Below are 18,420 nucleotides of genomic sequence, written 5' to 3' on the forward strand. Positions count from 1 at the left end.
CGGACCGTTGGAGGGTGTCGGGCGACCAATCATTCATCTCGCCAGTGCGCGAAGTATCTGGTATGGTTGCTCGCATCTCCGCTTCGGATCTCCGTCGGCTCGTCGACGACGACGCCGATTTCGAACTCATCGACACGCGCCCGCCGGACAACTTCGCGGCGTGGCACGCCCCCGGTGCGCGAAACGTGCCGTTCAAACCGGGAGACGTAGACGTCGCCCAACGGCTCCGCGAGCAAACCGGGCTCGAACCCGACGCCCGAATCGTCACCATCTGCGCGATGGGTATCACCTCGGACCACTTCGCCACGGCACTCGAACAGGCAGGCTACGAGAACGTCACCGTCGTCGAGGGTGGAATGCGCGCGTGGAGCGCCGTCTACGACACGGTCACCGTCCCGACAGACGCAGACGACGTGACCATCATTCAGGTTCAACGCCGGGCGAAGGGTTGTCTCGGCTACCTCGTCATCTCCCGTCGAACCGGAACCGCCGCGGTCATCGACCCGACCAGACACACGGCCGAGTTCGTCTCGCTCGCAGACCGCCACGAGGTCGAAATCACGGACGTCTTCGACACCCACGTCCACGCAGACCACATCAGCGGTGGCCGAAAACTCGCGGACGAAGTCGGGGCGACGTACCACCTCGGCGAACGTGCGACGGAGCGTGGCGTCCAGTACGAGTTCGACCCGCTCTCGCGAAACGACGTCGTCACTGTGGGCGACCTCTCGATAAAGGCGCTCGCCGTGCCGGGACACACCACCGAAATGGCGAACTATCTCGTAAACGACGTCGCCGTCTTCACCGGGGATACGCTGTTCACCGCGTCGGTTGGGCGAACGGAACTCCAATTTGGCGACGCGGCGGCCGCAGACGGTGCGGCGCTCCTCTACGACTCACTCCACGGCACCCTGCTCGCAGAACCGGACAGCGTCCTCGTCTGCCCTGGGCATTTCGCCCTCGAAGCCGACGGAACGTCCTCCGAGGTGACGCCGGGCGAACCGGTGTTCGCGACGATTCGAGCCCTCCGCACGGCGGCTCCGTTGCTCCAGTTGCCCGAGGCAGAGTTCGTCGCTCGACTCACGGCCAACCTCCCGGAGAAACCGCCGAACTACGAGACGGTCATCGCCATCAACACGGGGGCGCGGGACCTGACGGACGAACAGGAGGCGACGAAGTTGGAACTCGGGCCGAACAACTGCGCGATAGCCGAACAGACCTAGCTGAAGAATAGCCCTAGTTGAGTGGTTCCGCCGCGTCGCGGTCGACGAGCGGTTTTGCGTTCGCAGACGGCAGCGTCACCACGTCTTCGGCCGAGAGGAAGTAGGTTCGCTGGTCGATACCGAAGATTTCGCCGATGTCCTTCGTGATGCGGACGGTCGTGCGCTCGTCGTCTGCGTCGGCAGCCGATTCGTCCGCGTCCTCCGGCGATTCCTCGCCGTCGGTTGCTGTCGGTGCGTCTCCGGCGACCGCATCCGCTTCGGCCTCCTCGACGGCGTCCGGTCGATTCCCGTCCGGGTGTTCTGGCTCGTCTGGTGGCACTTCGGGTGTGGGGTCGTCCGGGGCTGGTTCGTCCGGCGGAATCGGTTGCGTCTCGTGGTCGGTTGCTGTCTCGTCGCCCGCGCCCATCATTTCGGCGGCGCTCACGCCGCCGGTCGATTTCGTCGGCTCCGATTCTGGGTCCGCGTCCGGTTCCGGGCCGTCGCTCGACTGTGGGCCTTCACCTGCAAGCACTGAGAGGACGTGGGCACGATTTTCCTCGATGGCGGTGACGAGCGTCTCGTAGACGCCCTGTTCCTCTGCGGTCAGGCCGTCGTCGTCCACCGGCATCCCGGCGGCGTCGAGACTCGCCATCTTCACGAGTTTCCCGATTCGACGCTCGTAGACGGCTTCGACGGTGCTCTCTGCGGTTTTGATGTCGTCCGAGAGCCGCCTGACCTCCGGTGAATCGAAGGGGTCGTCGGCACGCGCGGCGGCGGCCTCGCGCTCGTCGCGTAGCGACTGGATGAACTCCGCGGCATCTGCATAAAAGGTCTCGCGAAGATGCTGCAGGCTGTCCTTTTGGCGCTCTTTGCTCCGGACAGATTGCAGGTCGTCTAAATTCATTCTTTCCCCTTCTCGGCACGCCCTCTGGCCATGAGGAAGATGCCGAGATACTCTGGAACTGTAACATCTCCTTCTGACAGTGTAAAACTATCGCCACCGAGTTCGACCTCGCCGCCCGTTGTCACTTCGACCGTGATATCGTGTCCGACGAACGTGTCCGGAACCGCGGCGCGGAGCGGGTCGAAGTCGTCGAGTTCGTCGCGTTCGAGCCTGAGAACCTGCAAGCCACTGCCACCGTGGAGGCTCCCCGGCAGGCGGATGAGTCGGTTCGTGTCAGTCGTCACCGGTTCGTCGATGGGTGCGTTGTCGAGTTCGACGACCTCTGTCATCACGCTGCGGGCGATGCGGTAGAAGGCGGCGTGAACGTCGATGTTGCCTGTGGCGATGGCGTCTCGATTCGACTGGATTGCCGTGTAGGCGGCTTTCGCTCGGCCCTCGCCGACGCCCTCGATTGACTGGAGTCGAGCGAGCGCCGCCTCTTCTTCTGCTTCCAGCACGTCGTCTACGAACGCCATGAGGTGGCGGTGTGCTCGCTTGCCCCAGCCACCTCGGGTGCGGAGGGTTCGTTTGTCTGCGGGCGTCTTTCGACCCAATCCCTGAACCGATTCGGTCGCGATGAGTTCGTCGAAGTCGAGGCCGATGCCGCGGACGTAATCGACGATTTCGCGCCGTTCCTCGCGTTCGAGTGCGTTCACGCTCTCGTCTCTGACGTGGACGTGGTAGCCTCGGCCGCCGGAGAAGACCACCTGCATATTCGAAAACCCGAAGTCGTCTTCGAGAAACGAGAGCAGGCGAAGGAGTGCTGCCTTACATTTCGCGAGCATCTCCGCGTAGGAGTCCTCCCCGAGCGTCACTGCGGGCAGGTGGTCCGCGTCGAGGTCGAACACGAGGTCGGAGCCCTGCCAGCGTTTCTTCTGCATCGAGTTCGCACTCGGGTCTGCGTACTGCCCGGCCGAGAAGTAGACGTGGCGCGGACGCTTGTGTCTGAGAAACTCACCGAGGTCGCCTAAATCGAGCAGCGACCGGTGGCGAACCATCGTCGTGCCCGGACTGTCGGTCCACGGGATGAATCCCCACTCTCGCTCGTGGGCGTTCGGTGGTGGCGTTATCTCGTGGCGTCTGTAGTAGTCGCGAAAGCGGCCACGGAGATACGCACGCGTACGCTCTTCCATCGACCGGGATTCGTCGTACGGTTAGAAAGGACTTGCCCTTCACCGTCGCATGAACTCGGAGAATCGACTCGTAATCGAGTTGTTCCCGAGTCGCAAGTAATAGGCCGCACCGCCGTCTTCGTAGTAGTTCGTGACCTCCCGGACCACCCGGAAGCCGACGTGTTTGTAGAAGCCGAGCGCCCGCTCGTTCGTCGTCCGTGCGTGGCAACTCACCGACCCGTACTCCTCTGCGACAGCGCCGATGAGTTGTTCGGCGAACCCTTCGCCGCGATAGTCGGCGTCGATTGCGAGAAAGAGTATGTACCCGTCACGACGGACCGAGCAGAAACCGACGAGTTTCTCGACCGGTCCGTCTTCGATGAGGAGGTACGCCGTAGACCGGCGGTAGGCGTCCATGAAAAAGCCACGTCGCTGGCGCAGGAACCCCTCGTTCTTACGGATGTGTTCTTTGAGCTCCCAGGCCTCCTCCGCGAAAGCGTCATTGCCAGGCCCGGCGACGCGCAGTTCGATGTTGACGCTCACTACCACGGATGATAGCGACGGAGTTGATATAATACCACCGCCCCTGCCACAACATTTTCGGTAGTGCACCCATTCGACATGGCTAATGGAATCCGGAGACGGCGAAGCGAATCTACAACGCGGTCACGCGCAGGGGGCCAAACAACGGCTCCGTCAAGTGTTTTTAAGCGGTGCGGCGTTGACGATTCCACTCATCATCACGTTCATCGTTCTGGGATTCGTCATCAGATTCGTTTCTGACATTTTGGCTCCGTTCGTGATGGTCGCGAACATGGTCTGGACCATCAACATGCCGGGGTATCTGGTGCAGGCGACGGCAATCGTCGCGACGGTCATGCTCATCTTCATCGTCGGCATCATCTCCGAAGGGACGAGCGGCCAGCACATGGCCGACCGTTTCCACACGCTCGTCGAAGCCATCCCAGGCGTCGGCGGCGTCTACCACAGTTTCCGACGGATGAGCGACGTACTCATCGAGAGCGACACCCAGAGTTTTCAGGAGGTCAAAATCGTCGAGTTCCCACACGAAGGGGCCTACACCATCGGTTTCCTCACCGCGGACACACCCGAAGAAATCGAGACGGCTGCGGGTCACTCCGACATGCAGACGCTGTTTCTCCCGCTCGCACCGAATCCCGTGATGGGCGGGTTTCTGGTTCACCTTCCGGCCGACAAAGTCCACGACGTGGACATGACCGTCGAGGAAGGCGTCCGGGCCATCGTCACGAGTGGGGTCGCCGTGGGTAAATCCGGGGAGTCACACGCCGCGCTCTCCTCTGACCAACTCACCCGTCTCACGGGGATGTCCACGGCGGGCGAAGTCGAACCTGACGACAGCGAACAGGGCGTCACCGCACCGAATTCGGAGGGAACCGGCGGACAGAAAGGCGACGGTAGCTAATTGGGCAATATGACCGATTCCGAGGACGCACGATTCGAACTCCGTGAACACACCGCAGACGTCGGCGTCGCGGCCACGGGCGACACCCTCGGCGACCTCTTTGCGGCCTTCGGTGACGGCCTCACCGCCTGCATGTGTGACGCGTTTCCGGACACCGGCGAACGCTTTTCGTTTACCGTCCGCGCAGAGAACCGCGAGGCCGCCCTGTTCGACTATCTGGACCAACTCATCTACGAACGCGACGTGCGCCTCGTCCTCCCCGTGGACAACGAAGCGATCGTCAGCGAGGAGGACGGCGAGTGGGTCGTCGAGGCGAGCGCCCGCGGCGTCCCGCTCGCCGACGTCACCGCCCGCGACATCAAGGCGGTCACGTACGCCGAGATGCGAATCGAGGAGACGCCAGCGGGCTGGGAGGGCTACGTCGTATTTGACGCCTGACCGGGAGATGAAAACCTAAACCGGGTGGCGCTCGTAGAGTCAGCTATGACTACCTACGAAGCCGGTGACATCACGCTTCACAAGGTGCGCGAGTTCGTCTGGGAGATTCCCAAAGAAGGCGACATGCGCGTCCCCGCTCGCGTCCTCGCGAGCGAAGCCCTCTTAGACGAAATCAGCGACGACCTGACCCTCTCGCAACTCAAAAACTCGACGCACCTGCCGGGTATCCAGAAGCACGCCGTCTGTATGCCGGACGGTCATCAGGGGTACGGCTTCCCGGTCGGCGGCGTCGCCGGTATCGACACCGAAAACGGCTGTATTTCGCCCGGAGCGGTCGGGTACGACATCAATTGCGGCGTCAGAATGATGAAGACGAACCTCACCTACGACGACCTCAAAGGCCACGAGGAGGAACTCGTAGACGCGCTGTTTCGGGCCATCCCGTCGGGCCTCGGCGGCGGCGGCGTCGTCGAAGACGACATCGACACGGTGAACGACGTGCTCGAAAACGGGATGCGGTGGGCGTTAGAAAACGGCTTCGCAACCGAAGCCGACCTCGCCCACTGCGAAGACGAGGGATTCCGCCCGGACGCGCAACCGGATAAGGTCTCCGAGAAGGCGAAAAACCGTGGCCGAAACCAACTCGGGTCGCTCGGCTCTGGGAATCACTTCCTCGAAGTCCAGCGCGTGACCGACGTGTTCCGTGAGGACGTGGCAGAAGCGTTTGGCCTGTACGAGGACCAAATCGTCGTCCTCATCCACTGTGGGTCGCGCGGCCTCGGGCACCAGGTCTGTACTGATTACCTGCGGAAAATCGAGAAACAACACAGCGGCCTGCTCTCGCAGTTGCCCGACCGGGAACTCGCCGCCGCGCCCGCCGGGAGCCAACTGGCCGAGGACTACTACGGCGCGATGTGTGCGGCCATCAACTTCGCGTGGGTGAACCGCCAGCTCATCATGCACCGCACCCGGCAGGTGTTCGCACAGGTGTTCGACCGGCCGTGGGAGGACATGGAGATGGAACTGCTCTACGACGTGGCCCACAACATCGCCAAGAAGGAGCTGCACGACGTAGACGGCGAACAGCGCGAACTGTACGTTCACCGGAAAGGGGCCACGCGGGCGTTCCCCGCCGGGCGACCGGAACTCCCGCCCGCCTACCGGGACGTGGGCCAGCCAATCATCATTCCGGGGTCGATGGGCACCCACAGCTACATCCTGCGGGGCGGGGAGAACTCCCTCGACCTCACCTTTGGCTCGACCGCTCACGGTGCGGGCCGAGTCATGAGTCGGACGAAGGCGAAACAGCAGTTCTGGGGTGAGACGGTCCAGGAGGAACTGCGCGACCAGCAACAGATTTTCGTCAAGGCCCAGTCCGGCGCGACGGTGGCCGAGGAGGCCCCCGGCGTGTACAAGGACATCGACGAGGTCATCCGCGTCTCGGACGCGCTCGGCATCGGCGACCGCGTCGCCCGCACGTTCCCCGTCTGCAACATCAAGGGGTGAGACGCGGACCCAGAAGTTCTTTTGCCCCGAACGAGAAGCCTCAGGTATGATAGACGAGACGGTCGAGGAGATTCTCGAGATGCAGACCCACAGCTCCTCGGTGGTCGCGGTGAAAGCCGCAACTGCGCTCGCAGACCTCACGGACCGCGAGTTCGTAACCGTAGAGGAGTACATCCGTGACCTGGAACGAAACAGCAGCGCGCTTCGCCGGGCGAACCCCTCGCACGCCTCGCTGTTCAACACGCAACGGCAGATCGTCGACCTCGTCACGGAGGGCAACCCCGAATCGGTCGAGGAAGCGAAAAAGCTCACCATCGCCGCCATCGAGGAGGTCGTAGACCAGGTCGAGAAGGCAAAAGACCGCGCCGCGGAGAACGCCGCGAACGCCATCGAAGACGGGATGACGATTCTCACCCACGACTACTCCTCGACCGTCCTCGAAGCCATCGAACTCGCGGTCCGCGACGGCAAGCACCTGACGGTCTACGTCACCGAGGCCAGACCACGCTACCTCGGACGAAAGACCGCCCGCGTCCTCTCGGGGATGGACCGCGTCGAAACGCACCTCATGGTCGACAGTGCATGCGGTCACTTCCTGCCCGACTGTGACGTGGTGCTGTTCGGGATGGACTGCATCGTCGGCGACCAGTTTTACAACCGCGTCGGCACGTTCCCGATTTCTGCGACGGCCGCGCAGGTGGACGTCCCTGTCGTCGTCATCGGGTCGCGGGCGAAAATCATCGAGGACGGCTTCGTCTTCGAAAACGAGATTCGCTCGGGCAGCGAGGTCATGCTCGAACCGGCAGAGGGCTTCAAACTGGAGAACCCCGCCTACGACGCGACGCCGATTCGCCTCATCGAGTCCGTCATCACCGACCACGGCACCCAGCAGTTCTAGCCGAGCAGTTTCTCTTTGAGGTCGGCCGGTCCGTTCGCCACGTCGTCTGCTGCCGTGAGATTCTGCCCGGGTGAATCGGGTGCGTAGCCGATGCAGTACATCCCCGCCGCAACGGCCGCCTGGACGCCGTGGGTCGAATCTTCGACGACCACGCAGGCCGACGGCTCGACAGAGAGCCGTGAGGCGGCGTGGAGGAAGATGTCCGGTTCCGGCTTGCTCGCGCCGTCGATGTCCTCTGCGCTCACGACGAGGTCAAACGCCTCGTGTAAGTCGAATCGGTCGAGGACCATTTCGATCCAGTCGTGTTTCGACGAGGAGACGAGGGCGACTTTCACGCCCGCCGCTCGCAGCGAGGCGACGAGGTCGCGAAAGCCCTCCATTAGCGCGACTTCTTCGCGGTAGATGTGAGAGGCTGCGGTGTCGTAGCGACCGAGGAACTCGGCCTTCGACACCAATGTCTCGAACTCCGCGTCGAGGAAGTCGTAGATGTCTTCGACGTTCATTCCGGTCGTTTCTTCGGGTGTGATGTCACCTTCGACCGTCTCCGGGAAGATGTGGTCACGTTCCTGTTGTATCCAGTAGCGTTCCGAATCGACTATGACGCCGTCCATGTCGAACAGCACGGCTTCAGTCTGGTTCACACCGTGTCCCACCGCAGATTCGATAAAATAACTACCGGGCGTGGGTTCGTCTCCCTCCCGCGTCCCGCCTCACATGTACATTCGGTCTTCGGGTTTGGCCTTCGATTCGACCTTTTCGAGCCGATTCGCGAGGTCGGCGTAGTGTTGCTGGACGGCCTTCGCGAACGATTCGAGCGGCTCTGTGTCCACCTTCAGGTCGTACACCTGGTTCATCGCCTCTAACAGTCTGAGCGCGGCTTCCACGTCGGGGGCCTGCCCGTGGACTGGCGTCGTGTAGACGCAGGCGGAGAGCGACGAGTCGATGCCGCGCTCGATGATGCTCCCGTTGATGCCGTCGAGATAGCCGTTTGCCATTGCGGGGATGGTCGCTCCGTCGAGTCTGCGCTTTCTGTAGTCTTCCGTCGCGATGTAGAACGTGCGGTGGTCGTCCGGTCCGTGAGGGACGGGAACGCCCGAGAGGATGCAAATCTCGTCGACGTCGCTTTCGTCTGCCCACTTGAGAATCGCGTCCGCGAACGGGTCGGCCGCCCAGACGGGGACGAACAGTTCGCCCACGAGGAACGTGATGTCGAGGCCATCGCGGGAGAACAGTCGCGTGTGGTGGCGCGGACGACCGTTTTTGAACGGCGTTATCGACGGCAGGGCGTCGGTCGTGATGTAGCCGGTCTGGCGGAGGTCGAGATGTTCGACGAGGTAGTCGACCGCCGTCAGGCCGGCGAGTCCTGGCTGGGAGAACCCCGCGACGAGCGTCGAGGACGGCTCTTCTTCCTGTGTGACATTGAACATGCGTTCGAAGGCGGCAGGCATTCGATAGTCCATAGGTTCGTGTTCACACGCAACCCGTTTAGTCGTTGTCGCGGGGCGGTACGCAACGCTTTTTTCGCCGGCCGGTGACGGGGTGAACATGACGAGACTGGGATGGGTGGTGCTCCAGAGTACGGAGACGACGACGGCAGCGGGCGACCAGCCGTCGCTGTTCGACGGACTCCCCGGATTCATCCCTGAGATTATTCCGAGAATAATCATCGCTGTCGCCATCGTCGTGGTGGCGTATTTCGCCTCACGGACGCTCGTCCAGTTACTGAGTCGCCGTATTGCGCGGCGCTTTCGTCGGCCCAGCCTCACGCGAACCGTCCTGCGGTCGATTCAGACCCTCATTCTGCTGGCCGCCGGGTTCCTCGCCATGTTCATTCTCGGGCTCGAAATCTCTGACCTCACGCTCTCTGTGACCGTGTTCTCCGCAGCGGTCGGTTTCATCCTCGCGCCCATCATCGGGAGCATCGTAAACGGCCTGTTCGTCCTCTCTGACCAGGCCTACGAAATCGGCGACATGATCGAACTCGTAGACCGGGGTCAGACTGGCTTCGTCGAGGACATCACGCTCCGGTACACCAAGATTTTCACTCTCGACAACACCTTCCTCGTCATCCCGAACGGACAGATTCGGGACCGCGACGTCGTCAACTACTCCGCGGAGGACGAACGGACCCGGCTCGCTCTCGACATGACGGTCACCTACGAGGGGGATTTGACCGAGGCCCGCAGGCTCATGGAACAGGCGGCAGCGGAGGTCCCCGACGTCATCGAAGGCGGCCCGGACATCCGCATCGGGAGCGCCCGGTATCCCGCGAAACCCACCTGTTACATCGACACCTTCGCAGACCACGGGGTGAACCTGCGGCTTCGTTACTGGGTGAAACAGCCGTACAAACTGCTCTCTGCGCGGTCTGCGGTTCAGGAGAACGTGTGGGAACGCCTCGACGAAGCCGACGTGTCGATTCCGTACCCCCACTCACACGTGGTGTTCGACGAGACGAGCGGCGAACTCAACGTCTCGATGGACGAGGGACTCAGGCAGCAGACGCGGTAATCACTTTGCAGTCTAACTTTTCGTTCAGGTAGCGCTCGATGTCCGGGTCGTCGATGAGCGCCCGAACCATGCGCCGCCAGCGACTCACCTGTTTGCGTCCGATGACGACCACGTCCGCGCCCTCCGCGGCGACTTCGTCGAGGATGGTCTCCTCTACGAGAAAGCCCTCACGGGTGACGTAGCGGGCGCGGGGCAGGCGTCCGAACTCGCGTTCGACGGCGGCCTTCAGGTCCGTGCGAGAGATGTGCCGACCGGACTGGTAGAGATTCACGTGTAACACCGTGAGGTCTGCGTCCTGCTCGTCTGCGACCTGAATCGCTTTCTCGACTGTAGCGCGTGAGTGCTCGGTCAGTGGGAACCGGACAGGGACGATGACGAGCGTCATTGCCTGTGCGAACACGGGCGAACGGCCTGAACCTTTTGTTTACGGCCCACATCGTTTGACACGTTTCGCCACAAGCGGAGATGGGACAGTTCTTTATCGAATGCCGTCGAAACTACCCGACATGGACGCGATTGCGACCGATAGCGGTGAGACGCTCTACGTGACAGAGTCGAATGCCGAGCGCGGGTCTAAGGGTCCGTTTTTCGTCGTCTTCGAATCTGAGAGTGGCGAGGAACGCTGGGGCTACTACTGTACGAACTGTGAGTCGCTGAACACGGCCATGGATTCGATGGGCCGAATCAAGTGCAACGACTGTGGGAACCTCCACAAAGCCGACGAGTGGGACGCGGCCCACGAGTAAGGCACCTGGCTGCTTGCGTGCGGTTTCTGGAACGGGCCGAACAGTTAAGAGCCTCGCCGTGGTAAAATATGTCGAATGGGGCCTGTTAACACGCCACCAGTCGAGGAGGCGCGGTCGATTTTCACCACGCTCGGATACACGGTGTCCGGGTCCGGCACTGAGTTCACGGCGGAGCGCAAGTGGCGCACGGTAAACGTCACTGCCACCGACGGCGAGGGACGACTACCGTCGTCCGGCACATTGCGTTGTTTCGTGACCTGGCGACAGCGCGCCGACCCGCTGCGCCGTCGCCTGCTCGAAGAAAAACCGGACTACGACTGGGCGATTATCAGCGTCGACGCAGACGACGATTACGAGGTCATTCACCCTGTCGTCGGCCCAGCCCCCGTCGCGTAACTCAGAGCGCGTCGTTCGCCGCGGCGAGGCCCGCAGACACGTCCACGTCGACACCCTTTTCGTCTAAGACGCTTCCGAGCGCCCCGAGCAGCGAGAGCACGTTCTTCGGGCGCGCTGCGTGTCCCATACAGCCGATGCGGAAGATTTCTCCGGAGAGGTCACCGAGACCGCCCGCGATTTCGATGTCGTACTCGTCGAGGAGCGCCGAGATGACTTCGCCGTCGGTCACGCCGCCGGGAACGCGCACGGCATTCAGACTCGGGAGCCAGTACTCGTCGGGGGCGTTCATTTCGAGGCCCATCGCTTCGACGCCCGCTTTGAGGCCGCCTGCGACCCGACGGTGGCGGCTCCACCGCTCTTCGATACCTTCCTCTGCCACGAGTCGCAACGCCTCACGCAGCGCGTAGACGTTCGTGATGGGCGCGGTGTGGTGGTACGACCGGTCGTCGCCCCAGTAGCCCTGCAACAGCGAGAGGTCGAGGTACCACGAGCGGGTGTCTTCTTCGCGGGAGAGCACCTTGTCCATCGCCTGGTCGTTGAGCGTGAGCGGGCTCGCTCCCGGCGGACAGGAGAGACACTTCTGTGGCCCGGAGTACGCGACGTCTACGTCCCAGTCGTCGACGCGCAGTTCGACGCCGCCGAGGCTGGTGACGGTGTCTGCGATGACCAGCGCGTCGTGGTCGTGGGCGATGTCCGTGAGTTCGGGGACGTTCGGCTGGAGGACGCCCGTGCTCGTCTCCGCGTGGACGAACCCGAACACGTCCGGCTGGTGTTCGTCGAACGCGGCTTCCACGTCCGCCGGGTCGAGCGGTTCGCCCCACGGTGCGTCCACCTCGACGACGGACCCGCCCGCCCGGCGCGCCATCGAGGCCATCCGGCCGCCGAAGTAGCCGTTCGTCGGCACGAGGACGGTGTCGCCGGGTTCGGTGAGATTACCGATGGCCGCTTCCATGGCGGCGGAACCGGTCCCGCTAACCGGAATCGTCCACTGGTTCTCCGTCCGGAACGTGTACCGAAGCAAGTCCTGTACCTCGGTCATGATGTCGATGAAGTACGGGTCTAGGTGGCCCACGAGGGGCGTGCTCATCGCTTTGAGGACGCGGGGGTGTACGTCGCTCGGCCCGGGACCCATGAGCGTCCGCTCAGGGGGTGCTAACTCGTCTACGTCAGGTCGCTTCATATCACGCCAGACGAACTGATGGGCAAAAAATGATGGCTCCCCGGCAGACGGCCACGGGAATTAATGGCGCACCTCTCACAATGTAGGATACATGATAGCTCTGCAGACTGGAACAGAGTTGGTACAGACCGCTTTCGACCAGTTCATCTCCAACATCACGACGGCGCTTCCGGACCTCATCAGCGGACTCGTCTTCCTCGTCATTGCGGGCACGTTCGTCCAACTAATCATGTTCGTGGTGAAGTCGTTGTTGAAACGAACAATCGCGGGTGATTCGCCCGTCTACCGCCAGTTCATCGCGACGGTTATCGCGGTTTTCCTCTGGTTCGGCGTCGCCCTGTCGTTTCTCTCCATCGTCGGCCTCACGGCCATCGCCGCCTCCCTCGGGACGGCGACGGGCTTTCTCGCCCTCGGCGTCTCCTACGCGCTCTCGGGGATGATAAAGGACGCCGTCGCGGGCGTCTACCTGCTTCGCGACCCTGATTTCATGCCCGGAGACACGGTGAAGACGAGCGACACCGAAGGCATCGTCAAGTCCATCGAACTTCGCAAAACGCGCCTCTCGGTGGATGGTAACACCGTCATCCGGGCCAACGGCGATATCGAACAAAAGTGGACGAAAGTCGACGACGAGACGTAATCGTGCCACGCTGACCCCCGCGAAGTTTATATTTTTCCTCGTCGCAGTTGCATGCGATGTTCGTCGGTCACGCGATGGTCGCGTTCGCCATCGCCGCCGCCGTTGGCGCGCGATTTGGGCTTCCGAGAGAGCGCGCGCTCGCGCTCGGCTTCGCCGCCGGAGCGTTCGCCACCGTCCCCGACGTGGATATGAGCTACGCCGTTTTCGGTCTCGTCAAGACGAGTACGACCGGCGTGTTCGACGCGGCGGAGACGTTCTGGGCGTCGAGTACGCTCGTCCACCGCGTCGTCACCCACTCGCTCGTCGTGGGGTTCGTCGCGGCAATTGGCGTCGCCGCGTGGAGTCGCGCCGATGCTGGCGACTGGTGGGCCTACCCGGTGACCGGCCTCGTCTTCGCGGGCTTACTCGTCGCGGCGTTCGCCACCACCGGCCTCCTCGGGGGCGCTGTCATGCTCGCCTTCGTCGTCGCCGCACTCGCCGTGACGACCGCGATGCGCCGTCTCGCAGGGCTCTCGGGTTCCGTTCTGTTCGCCACCGCTCTCCTCGGCTTCTTGAGCCACCCGTTCGGTGACCTCTTTACGGGGAGTGCCCCGCACTTGCTCTACCCGCTCGACATGACCGTACTGGCCGGACGGGTGACGCTCCACCCCGACCCGACGGTGCACCTCGTCTGTGCGTTCCTCGTCGAACTCACAACTATCTGGCTCGCCCTCTGGGTGTACCTCTCGCTCGACGGGCGCTCGCCGGTCGCCTATCTGAACCAGCGAGCGACCCTCGGTGGCGGGTACGCCGCGGCCGCCTTCCTGCTCCCCGCACCCACGCTCGATACGTCCTATCACTTCGTGTTCAGCGTCCTCGCGCTCGGCGTCGTCGGAGTGCGTCCCCGGCGGCCGACCCGGTGGTCGATTACCGAACCCAACCTGCTCGAAACGCTGGTGACTGGACTCGCGGCAATTACCATCGCCGTGGTTGGCTACACCGCGGTGTATCTTGCGCTTTGAGGGAAGGTTACTAACCCCTCCGCCCTATAGTGAATGTATGGCACGGACGGGAAAACTCGGGAGCGTCGTCGAAGATGCGAGTCTCAACGCCGTTCTCTCGTGGTTTCTAGTTGGATTCGTCCTGGTCGTAATCGGCGAAAGTTTGCTCGGTGGCGACCTCCTCTGGGCAGTGTTCGCGCTGGGCGTGGCCGTGCTCGCACTCATTCCCGCCATTTCGTACCGAAACCCGCGAGCGATGCTTCCGTGGGAAGTGCTCGTCCTCGCCGTCCTCCCGATGCTTGGGAGGGCGTTTTCGACCATCCCGGTCACGGGCGAACTCGCCACCTACCTCTCTGTGGCCGCGCTCGCGCTCATCGTCGCGGTGGAACTCCACGTGTTCACGCCCGTCCAGATGACCCACGGGTTCGCCGTCCTGTTCGTCGTCATCGCGACGATGGCCGCCGCGGGCGTCTGGGCTGTGACCCGATGGGTCGCAGACCTCTACCTCGGAACGGGCTTCATCCTGAACGAGGAGGCGCTGATGTGGGAGTTCGTCTGGTCGACGGCGGCAGGCGTGCTCGCAGGCATCATCTTCGACCTCTACTTCCGGCGTCGGGCACCCATCGAGGTTCGCCTTCCGGACGGCCTCGGAGGGATGGGTCGATGAAACTGCGCCACCGACTCGGCATCTCGAAGCATCGCCAGCGCCAGCTCACCCGCCTGATGGAGATTCTGCTCGTCGGGATGTTCTTCATCGGTCTCGAACGTCGTAACGGTGGTATCATGGTCAACACGGCCGTCGCGCTCCTCGTCGTCCAGCTGCCGCCGCTGCTCGAACGCGACTACAACATCCCGATGGATGCCGGTCTGACGCTCTGGATCACTTCCGCGGTGTTCCTCCACGCACTCGGCACAGTCGGCATCCCCGGCACCGGAATCGAGAGTTTCTACCGATACACCGGCACCTGGTGGTGGGACCACCTCACCCACGCCCTCTCGTCGTCCATCGTCGCCGCCGTCGGCTACGCCACCGCGCGGGCCATCGACGAGCACTCGGACAACATCACCCTGCCGCCGAAGTTCATGTTCGTCTATATCCTGCTGTTCGTCCTCGCCTTCGGCGTGTTCTGGGAGGTCATCGAGTTCACGCTCGACCAGACCGCACGCATGCTCGGCGTCGGGGGCGTCCTCACCCAATACGGCCTCGAAGACACCATGCTCGACCTCATCTTCGACACCATCGGTGCGGTCGTCGTGGCCATCTGGGGCACCGCCCACCTCACGGGTGTCGTCGACGCGGTGCGGGTCAGACTGGATTCGCGGACCGCCGATTAATTGCGATTGGCGACTACCTTTTTAAAATAGTATCACGAACCATCACTCGATGGTCTTCAAGAAGATAACGCTCATCGGGAGCAGCGAGGAGAGTTTCGACGAAGCCGTAGACGACGCCGTAGAGCGCGCAAAGGAGACGCTCAACAACGTCCAGTGGGTGGAAGTAAAAGAACTCAGCGTCGAAGTTGCCTCTGTCGAGGGGCACCAGTACCAGGCAGAAGTAGAAGTCGCGTTCAGACTCGAATAGGCTTCAGGTGCGGAAGCTTTCGCCGCAGCCGCACTCACTCACGACGTTCGGATTTTCGACGTGGAACCCGGCACCCTGGAGGCCGTCCTCGAAGTCGAGGACGCTCCCCTGGATGTAGTTCATACTCGCCGGGTCCACGAAGATTCGCAGGCCGTGGTGGGTGAACACCCGGTCGTCTTCTTCCGGTTCGGTGTCGAATCGCATCCCGTAGGAGAGGCCGGCACAGCCGCCTTGCTGGACGTACAGACGGAGGCCCGCCTCGTCGGTCGGGAGTCCCTCGTTCTCGATGAGTGAGAGGGCTTTCGCCGCCGCAGGCTCGGTCACCTCGATGAAGGTCTCAGAGCCGCTTTCGGCCGTACCTGTGCTCATAGCTACCTATTCTTGGTCCACGGTGTTAACCCTGACGCCGATTTCACGCCGTCGCCTCGGTCGATGGCGTCGATTCGAGTTCGCCCTTGAGAATTTCTAATTCCTTCCCGAGTTGCCCGGCCATCAGCCGGCGCATCAACGGCCCGAGGACGGTGAACATGACCTTCGTGAACCGGCCGTCGGCACCGGCATCGATGCTGTTCGTGACGCGCGTCCCGGTGGGCGTCGCGGTGAGCAGCAACTCGCCTTCGAACGGGAACGGTCCCGTCCCGACCATCGCAAAGCGGTTCGGTGGCTCTACGGCGGTGATTTCGTAGGACATCTCCGTCGTCCGCCCGCTGTAGTGTACTCGCTCGTGTACGTCGCGCCCACCTCGTTTTCCGCGCCCGAGACGTACCGAACGTTGCGCACGCCATCCGCCCAGTTCGCCATGTTCTCGACGTTCGAGATGTAGGCGTACACGTCTTCTATCGGGCGGTCTACGGTGATGGATGCAGAAGATTGCATTGGTCGTTCTCCGGCAGGAAAGACGCGTTGTGAGGGTAATTCGGTTGTGCCTGGGGTGAAAGTGGTCGATGTTCGTTCCAGAAAACTTATCATTTGATGTCGAATCAACGACATCATGGACCGCCGCCACTTTCTCGCCGCCGCTGCTGGCGCGAGCACCCTCCCCCTCGCTGGCTGTCTCGGGTCGTCCGAACTGGATTGGAAACGGCTACCCGACGAAGACCTGGGTGGTCTCGTGTTCTACGAGAGCGGGACGCGAACCGCAGCGTTCTCCGTGACCGAACGCCGAATCGAACCTGAAAACGGACGCTTCGGGCTCGCGCTCAACCTTTGGCACCGTGAAGACACGCACCTCGACTCGCTTCGCTACGAATTACGCGCCCCCTCGAATCCGAACGGGCCGCAGGTCGCCGTGTGGCTCGAACGACCTGGTGCGAGTCCCTGGCCGGAGATGACGTTCGGCAAGGGTCGGGACCTACACACCACTATAATCGACGTTCCGGAAGTCGGGTCGGTCGGCGTCGGCTCGCTTGGCATAGAACTCCGCCTCGAAGCCACTGAGATGCCGGATACGCTCCCGGCCCGCCTCGACCTCTCGTTCGACCTCTCCCACGAAGACCGCCTGTTCGAAACGTATACCGCAGAATCGTCCCTCGAATTCGACCTCCACCGAAACCCGAACGCTCAGTCCTGAAGTCGCGTCCGGACGCTTTCTGCGTGCGCCTCCAACCCTTCTGCCTCGGCGAGCGTCGTAATCGTCTCAGAGAGGTCTGCGAGTGCATCCTCGTTCAGTCGCTGCACCGTCGTCGAGCGCATGAACGTGTCCACGGAGAGGCCGCCGGTGACCTTCGCCTGCCCGTTCGTCGGCAGGACGTGGTTCGTCCCGGAAGCGTAGTCGCCGGCCGCCACGGGCGTGTACGGGCCAAGGAAGACGCTTCCAGCACTGGCGATGCGCGCTAAGATGGACTCGTCGTCGTCGGCCTGAATCGAGAGGTGCTCTGGGGCGTACTCCTCTGCGAACAGAATCGCCTCGGACATCGAGCGGGCGACGAACAGGCCGCTCGCGTCGTTGTCGAGTGCCTCGCGGATGATGTCCTCGCGTTCGCGCTCCCCTGTCTGTTTCTCGACTTCCTCGGCGACGGCGTCGGCGAGGTCCTCGCTGTCGGTGACTGCCGCGACGGCCGCGTTCGGGTCGTGTTCGGCCTGCGCGACCAAGTCGGCGGCTACGAACTTGGGGTTCGCCGTCTCGTCTGCGACGACGAGAATCTCGCTCGGCCCGGCGAGCATGTCGATTTCCACGTCGCCGCGGACTTCAGCCTTCGCGGCGGTGACCCACTTGTTGCCCGGCCCGACGATTTTCTCGACGCGGGGGAGGGTTTCGGTCCCGTAGGCGAACGCGGCGATGGCCTGCGCCCCGCCGACCTGATAGACGGCGTCTGCGCCGGCGATGTGGATGGCCGCGAGCGTGACCGGGTTCACCTTCTTCGCCGGTGGGGTGGCGACGGCAATTTGGTCCACGCCGGCGACGTTCGCGGGGATAACCCCCATGAGGGCGCTCGACGGGTACGCCGCCGCGCCGCCGGGGACGTAGACGCCGACGCGCTCGATGGGTCGAAACCGTCGGCCGAGTTCGCGGCCGTCGTCCGCGACGCGCCAGTCGTCGGGGACCTGGCGCTCGTGGAAGGCGCGAATGTTTGCGGCGGCCGTTTCGATGGCCGAGCGGATGTCGTCGTCTATCGCATCGGCGGCGCGTTCTGCCTGGTCCGTCATGTCGAGGTTGCCGACGTCCACGCCGTCGAACTCCTTCGAGAACTGGCGCAGGGCTACGTCGCCCTCGTCTCGGACCCGAGAGACGATGTTCGCGACGTCACTGCGAATCTCGTCGATTCCCGCATCGCGGGAGAAAAGCGCGCGTCGCTCCCCGGGGCCGAGGTCTGCGACGGGTGTAGGTTCCATGCCCGGGCCT

25 protein-coding genes are annotated in these 18,420 nt (G+C 63.0%); 14 read left to right on the top strand and 11 right to left on the bottom strand.

Annotated elements, in window-relative coordinates; all coding sequences use genetic code 11:
• Positions 1-62: 62 nt before the first annotated feature.
• Positions 63-1,223 carry a rhodanese-like domain-containing protein gene (locus tag P1M51_RS04075; protein WP_276246916.1) on the top strand — a complete coding sequence of 387 codons (1,161 nt, stop codon included), beginning with the start codon at positions 63-65 and terminating at the stop codon, positions 1,221-1,223.
• A 13-nt stretch (positions 1,224-1,236) separates the two neighbouring features.
• On the opposite strand, the gene P1M51_RS04080 is transcribed toward P1M51_RS04075, so the two are convergent.
• Genes P1M51_RS04080 through P1M51_RS04090 form a run of 3 tightly spaced genes read right to left on the bottom strand, consistent with a single transcriptional unit; the run spans position 1,237 to position 3,800 of the window.
• Complete coding sequence (locus P1M51_RS04080) at positions 1,237-2,106, bottom strand: hypothetical protein (RefSeq protein ID WP_276246917.1); 870 nt, start codon at positions 2,104-2,106, stop codon at positions 1,237-1,239.
• Complete coding sequence (gene priS, locus P1M51_RS04085; RefSeq protein ID WP_276246918.1) at positions 2,103-3,278, bottom strand: DNA primase small subunit PriS; 1,176 nt, start codon at positions 3,276-3,278, stop codon at positions 2,103-2,105. Before priS ends, P1M51_RS04080 begins: the two co-directional genes overlap by 4 nt.
• A 39-nt stretch (positions 3,279-3,317) precedes the next feature.
• Entirely contained in the window at positions 3,318-3,800 is a 483-nt protein-coding gene (locus P1M51_RS04090; RefSeq protein ID WP_276246919.1) for an N-acetyltransferase, read from the bottom strand.
• Positions 3,801-3,885: 85 nt separating this feature from the next.
• Here P1M51_RS04090 and P1M51_RS04095 point away from each other — a divergent pair, with 85 nt between their 5' ends.
• The 4 genes from P1M51_RS04095 to P1M51_RS04110 are packed head-to-tail and all read left to right on the top strand — an operon-like array spanning position 3,886 to position 7,543.
• Entirely contained in the window at positions 3,886-4,701 is an 816-nt protein-coding gene (locus tag P1M51_RS04095; protein ID WP_276246920.1) for a DUF502 domain-containing protein, read from the top strand.
• Between the two features lie 9 nt (positions 4,702-4,710).
• Positions 4,711-5,139, top strand: coding sequence for an archease (locus tag P1M51_RS04100; protein WP_276246921.1), 429 nt, complete (start codon positions 4,711-4,713; stop codon positions 5,137-5,139).
• Between the two features lie 45 nt (positions 5,140-5,184).
• Positions 5,185-6,645, top strand: a complete 1,461-nt coding sequence (locus P1M51_RS04105; protein WP_276246922.1) for an RtcB family protein — start codon at positions 5,185-5,187, stop codon at positions 6,643-6,645.
• Between the two features lie 46 nt (positions 6,646-6,691).
• On the top strand, positions 6,692-7,543 hold the full coding sequence (locus P1M51_RS04110; protein ID WP_276246923.1) for a translation initiation factor eIF-2B: 852 nt from the start codon (positions 6,692-6,694) through the stop codon (positions 7,541-7,543).
• Here P1M51_RS04110 and P1M51_RS04115 read toward each other — a convergent pair.
• Positions 7,540-8,184: an HAD family phosphatase gene (locus tag P1M51_RS04115; RefSeq protein ID WP_276246924.1), complete on the bottom strand. Its 645-nt coding sequence runs from the start codon at positions 8,182-8,184 to the stop codon at positions 7,540-7,542. The genes P1M51_RS04110 and P1M51_RS04115 overlap by 4 nt on opposite strands.
• A gap of 69 nt (positions 8,185-8,253) precedes the next feature.
• On the bottom strand, positions 8,254-9,003 hold the full coding sequence (locus P1M51_RS04120; RefSeq protein WP_276246925.1) for a proteasome assembly chaperone family protein: 750 nt from the start codon (positions 9,001-9,003) through the stop codon (positions 8,254-8,256).
• 85 nt (positions 9,004-9,088) lie between these two features.
• On the opposite strand from P1M51_RS04120, the gene P1M51_RS04125 reads away from it, so the two are divergent.
• Entirely contained in the window at positions 9,089-10,054 is a 966-nt protein-coding gene (locus P1M51_RS04125) for a mechanosensitive ion channel family protein (RefSeq protein ID WP_276274826.1), read from the top strand.
• Here P1M51_RS04125 and P1M51_RS04130 read toward each other — a convergent pair.
• A complete protein-coding gene (locus P1M51_RS04130) occupies positions 10,035-10,439 on the bottom strand; it encodes a universal stress protein (RefSeq protein ID WP_276246927.1) in 405 nt (134 codons plus the stop codon). The two genes, P1M51_RS04125 and P1M51_RS04130, sit on opposite strands and share 20 nt — an antisense overlap.
• Before the next feature lie 121 nt (positions 10,440-10,560).
• On the opposite strand from P1M51_RS04130, the gene P1M51_RS04135 reads away from it, so the two are divergent.
• Positions 10,561-10,800, top strand: a complete 240-nt coding sequence (locus P1M51_RS04135) for a DUF5816 domain-containing protein (protein WP_276246928.1) — start codon at positions 10,561-10,563, stop codon at positions 10,798-10,800.
• A 75-nt stretch (positions 10,801-10,875) separates the two neighbouring features.
• Positions 10,876-11,196, top strand: a complete 321-nt coding sequence (locus P1M51_RS04140) for a hypothetical protein (RefSeq protein WP_276274827.1) — start codon at positions 10,876-10,878, stop codon at positions 11,194-11,196.
• A 1-nt stretch (position 11,197) separates the two neighbouring features.
• Here P1M51_RS04140 and P1M51_RS04145 read toward each other — a convergent pair whose 3' ends face one another.
• A complete protein-coding gene (locus P1M51_RS04145) occupies positions 11,198-12,376 on the bottom strand; it encodes an alanine--glyoxylate aminotransferase family protein (protein WP_276246930.1) in 1,179 nt (392 codons plus the stop codon).
• A 100-nt stretch (positions 12,377-12,476) separates the two neighbouring features.
• Here P1M51_RS04145 and P1M51_RS04150 point away from each other — a divergent pair, with 100 nt between their 5' ends.
• From P1M51_RS04150 to P1M51_RS04170, 5 genes are read left to right on the top strand one after another with little or no spacing between them, the layout of a single operon-like run.
• Positions 12,477-13,016: a mechanosensitive ion channel domain-containing protein gene (locus P1M51_RS04150; protein ID WP_276248462.1), complete on the top strand. Its 540-nt coding sequence runs from the start codon at positions 12,477-12,479 to the stop codon at positions 13,014-13,016.
• 56 nt (positions 13,017-13,072) lie between these two features.
• Positions 13,073-14,017, top strand: coding sequence for a metal-dependent hydrolase (locus tag P1M51_RS04155; RefSeq protein WP_276246931.1), 945 nt, complete (start codon positions 13,073-13,075; stop codon positions 14,015-14,017).
• A 37-nt stretch (positions 14,018-14,054) separates the two neighbouring features.
• Complete coding sequence (locus P1M51_RS04160) at positions 14,055-14,663, top strand: hypothetical protein (RefSeq protein ID WP_276246932.1); 609 nt, start codon at positions 14,055-14,057, stop codon at positions 14,661-14,663.
• Entirely contained in the window at positions 14,660-15,331 is a 672-nt protein-coding gene (locus P1M51_RS04165; protein ID WP_276246933.1) for a hypothetical protein, read from the top strand. Before P1M51_RS04160 ends, P1M51_RS04165 begins: the two co-directional genes overlap by 4 nt.
• 49 nt (positions 15,332-15,380) lie before the next feature.
• On the top strand, positions 15,381-15,578 hold the full coding sequence (locus tag P1M51_RS04170) for a dodecin (protein ID WP_276246934.1): 198 nt from the start codon (positions 15,381-15,383) through the stop codon (positions 15,576-15,578).
• 3 nt (positions 15,579-15,581) lie between these two features.
• Here the strand turns inward: P1M51_RS04170 and P1M51_RS04175 are convergent, their stop codons facing one another.
• The 3 genes from P1M51_RS04175 to P1M51_RS20100 are packed head-to-tail and all read right to left on the bottom strand — an operon-like array spanning position 15,582 to position 16,454.
• Positions 15,582-15,947: an iron-sulfur cluster assembly accessory protein gene (locus tag P1M51_RS04175; protein WP_276246935.1), complete on the bottom strand. Its 366-nt coding sequence runs from the start codon at positions 15,945-15,947 to the stop codon at positions 15,582-15,584.
• Positions 15,948-15,990: 43 nt separating this feature from the next.
• Positions 15,991-16,269 carry an SRPBCC family protein gene (locus P1M51_RS04180; protein ID WP_369685312.1) on the bottom strand — a complete coding sequence of 93 codons (279 nt, stop codon included), beginning with the start codon at positions 16,267-16,269 and terminating at the stop codon, positions 15,991-15,993.
• Positions 16,245-16,454, bottom strand: coding sequence for an SRPBCC family protein (locus P1M51_RS20100; RefSeq protein WP_369685313.1), 210 nt, complete (start codon positions 16,452-16,454; stop codon positions 16,245-16,247). The genes P1M51_RS04180 and P1M51_RS20100 overlap by 25 nt, the downstream gene beginning before the upstream one ends.
• Before the next feature lie 115 nt (positions 16,455-16,569).
• Between P1M51_RS20100 and P1M51_RS04190 the strand changes: the two genes are divergently transcribed.
• Positions 16,570-17,148 (top strand): hypothetical protein, encoded by a 579-nt coding sequence (locus tag P1M51_RS04190; protein ID WP_276246937.1) that lies wholly within the window; start codon positions 16,570-16,572, stop codon positions 17,146-17,148.
• On the opposite strand, the gene hisD is transcribed toward P1M51_RS04190, so the two are convergent.
• Positions 17,139-18,410: a histidinol dehydrogenase gene (gene hisD / locus P1M51_RS04195; RefSeq protein ID WP_276274828.1), complete on the bottom strand. Its 1,272-nt coding sequence runs from the start codon at positions 18,408-18,410 to the stop codon at positions 17,139-17,141. The two genes, P1M51_RS04190 and hisD, sit on opposite strands and share 10 nt — an antisense overlap.
• Positions 18,411-18,420: the final 10 nt, after the last annotated feature.

The organism is Haladaptatus sp. QDMS2 (assembly GCF_029338295.1).
GTDB lineage: Archaea > Halobacteriota > Halobacteria > Halobacteriales > Halococcaceae > QDMS2.

Bases quoted from the DNA above. Each gene is read 5' to 3' on its own strand.
- P1M51_RS04075 (WP_276246916.1), top strand. From the start codon at position 63: ATGGTTGCTCGCATCTCCGCTTCGGATCTCCGTCGGCTCGTCGACGAC.
- P1M51_RS04080 (WP_276246917.1), bottom strand. From the start codon at position 2,106: ATGAATTTAGACGACCTGCAATCTGTCCGGAGCAAAGAGCGCCAAAAG.
- priS (WP_276246918.1), bottom strand. From the start codon at position 3,278: ATGGAAGAGCGTACGCGTGCGTATCTCCGTGGCCGCTTTCGCGACTAC.
- P1M51_RS04095 (WP_276246920.1), top strand. From the start codon at position 3,886: ATGGAATCCGGAGACGGCGAAGCGAATCTACAACGCGGTCACGCGCAG.
- P1M51_RS04100 (WP_276246921.1), top strand. From the start codon at position 4,711: ATGACCGATTCCGAGGACGCACGATTCGAACTCCGTGAACACACCGCA.
- P1M51_RS04105 (WP_276246922.1), top strand. From the start codon at position 5,185: ATGACTACCTACGAAGCCGGTGACATCACGCTTCACAAGGTGCGCGAG.
- P1M51_RS04110 (WP_276246923.1), top strand. From the start codon at position 6,692: ATGATAGACGAGACGGTCGAGGAGATTCTCGAGATGCAGACCCACAGC.
- P1M51_RS04120 (WP_276246925.1), bottom strand. From the start codon at position 9,003: ATGGACTATCGAATGCCTGCCGCCTTCGAACGCATGTTCAATGTCACA.
- P1M51_RS04125 (WP_276274826.1), top strand. From the start codon at position 9,089: ATGACGAGACTGGGATGGGTGGTGCTCCAGAGTACGGAGACGACGACG.
- P1M51_RS04130 (WP_276246927.1), bottom strand. From the start codon at position 10,439: ATGACGCTCGTCATCGTCCCTGTCCGGTTCCCACTGACCGAGCACTCA.
- P1M51_RS04135 (WP_276246928.1), top strand. From the start codon at position 10,561: ATGGACGCGATTGCGACCGATAGCGGTGAGACGCTCTACGTGACAGAG.
- P1M51_RS04140 (WP_276274827.1), top strand. From the start codon at position 10,876: ATGGGGCCTGTTAACACGCCACCAGTCGAGGAGGCGCGGTCGATTTTC.
- P1M51_RS04145 (WP_276246930.1), bottom strand. From the start codon at position 12,376: ATGAAGCGACCTGACGTAGACGAGTTAGCACCCCCTGAGCGGACGCTC.
- P1M51_RS04155 (WP_276246931.1), top strand. From the start codon at position 13,073: ATGTTCGTCGGTCACGCGATGGTCGCGTTCGCCATCGCCGCCGCCGTT.
- P1M51_RS04160 (WP_276246932.1), top strand. From the start codon at position 14,055: ATGGCACGGACGGGAAAACTCGGGAGCGTCGTCGAAGATGCGAGTCTC.
- P1M51_RS04165 (WP_276246933.1), top strand. From the start codon at position 14,660: ATGAAACTGCGCCACCGACTCGGCATCTCGAAGCATCGCCAGCGCCAG.
- P1M51_RS04170 (WP_276246934.1), top strand. From the start codon at position 15,381: ATGGTCTTCAAGAAGATAACGCTCATCGGGAGCAGCGAGGAGAGTTTC.
- P1M51_RS04175 (WP_276246935.1), bottom strand. From the start codon at position 15,947: ATGAGCACAGGTACGGCCGAAAGCGGCTCTGAGACCTTCATCGAGGTG.
- P1M51_RS04180 (WP_369685312.1), bottom strand. From the start codon at position 16,269: ATGTCCTACGAAATCACCGCCGTAGAGCCACCGAACCGCTTTGCGATG.
- P1M51_RS20100 (WP_369685313.1), bottom strand. From the start codon at position 16,454: ATGCAATCTTCTGCATCCATCACCGTAGACCGCCCGATAGAAGACGTG.
- P1M51_RS04190 (WP_276246937.1), top strand. From the start codon at position 16,570: ATGGACCGCCGCCACTTTCTCGCCGCCGCTGCTGGCGCGAGCACCCTC.
- hisD (WP_276274828.1), bottom strand. From the start codon at position 18,410: ATGGAACCTACACCCGTCGCAGACCTCGGCCCCGGGGAGCGACGCGCG.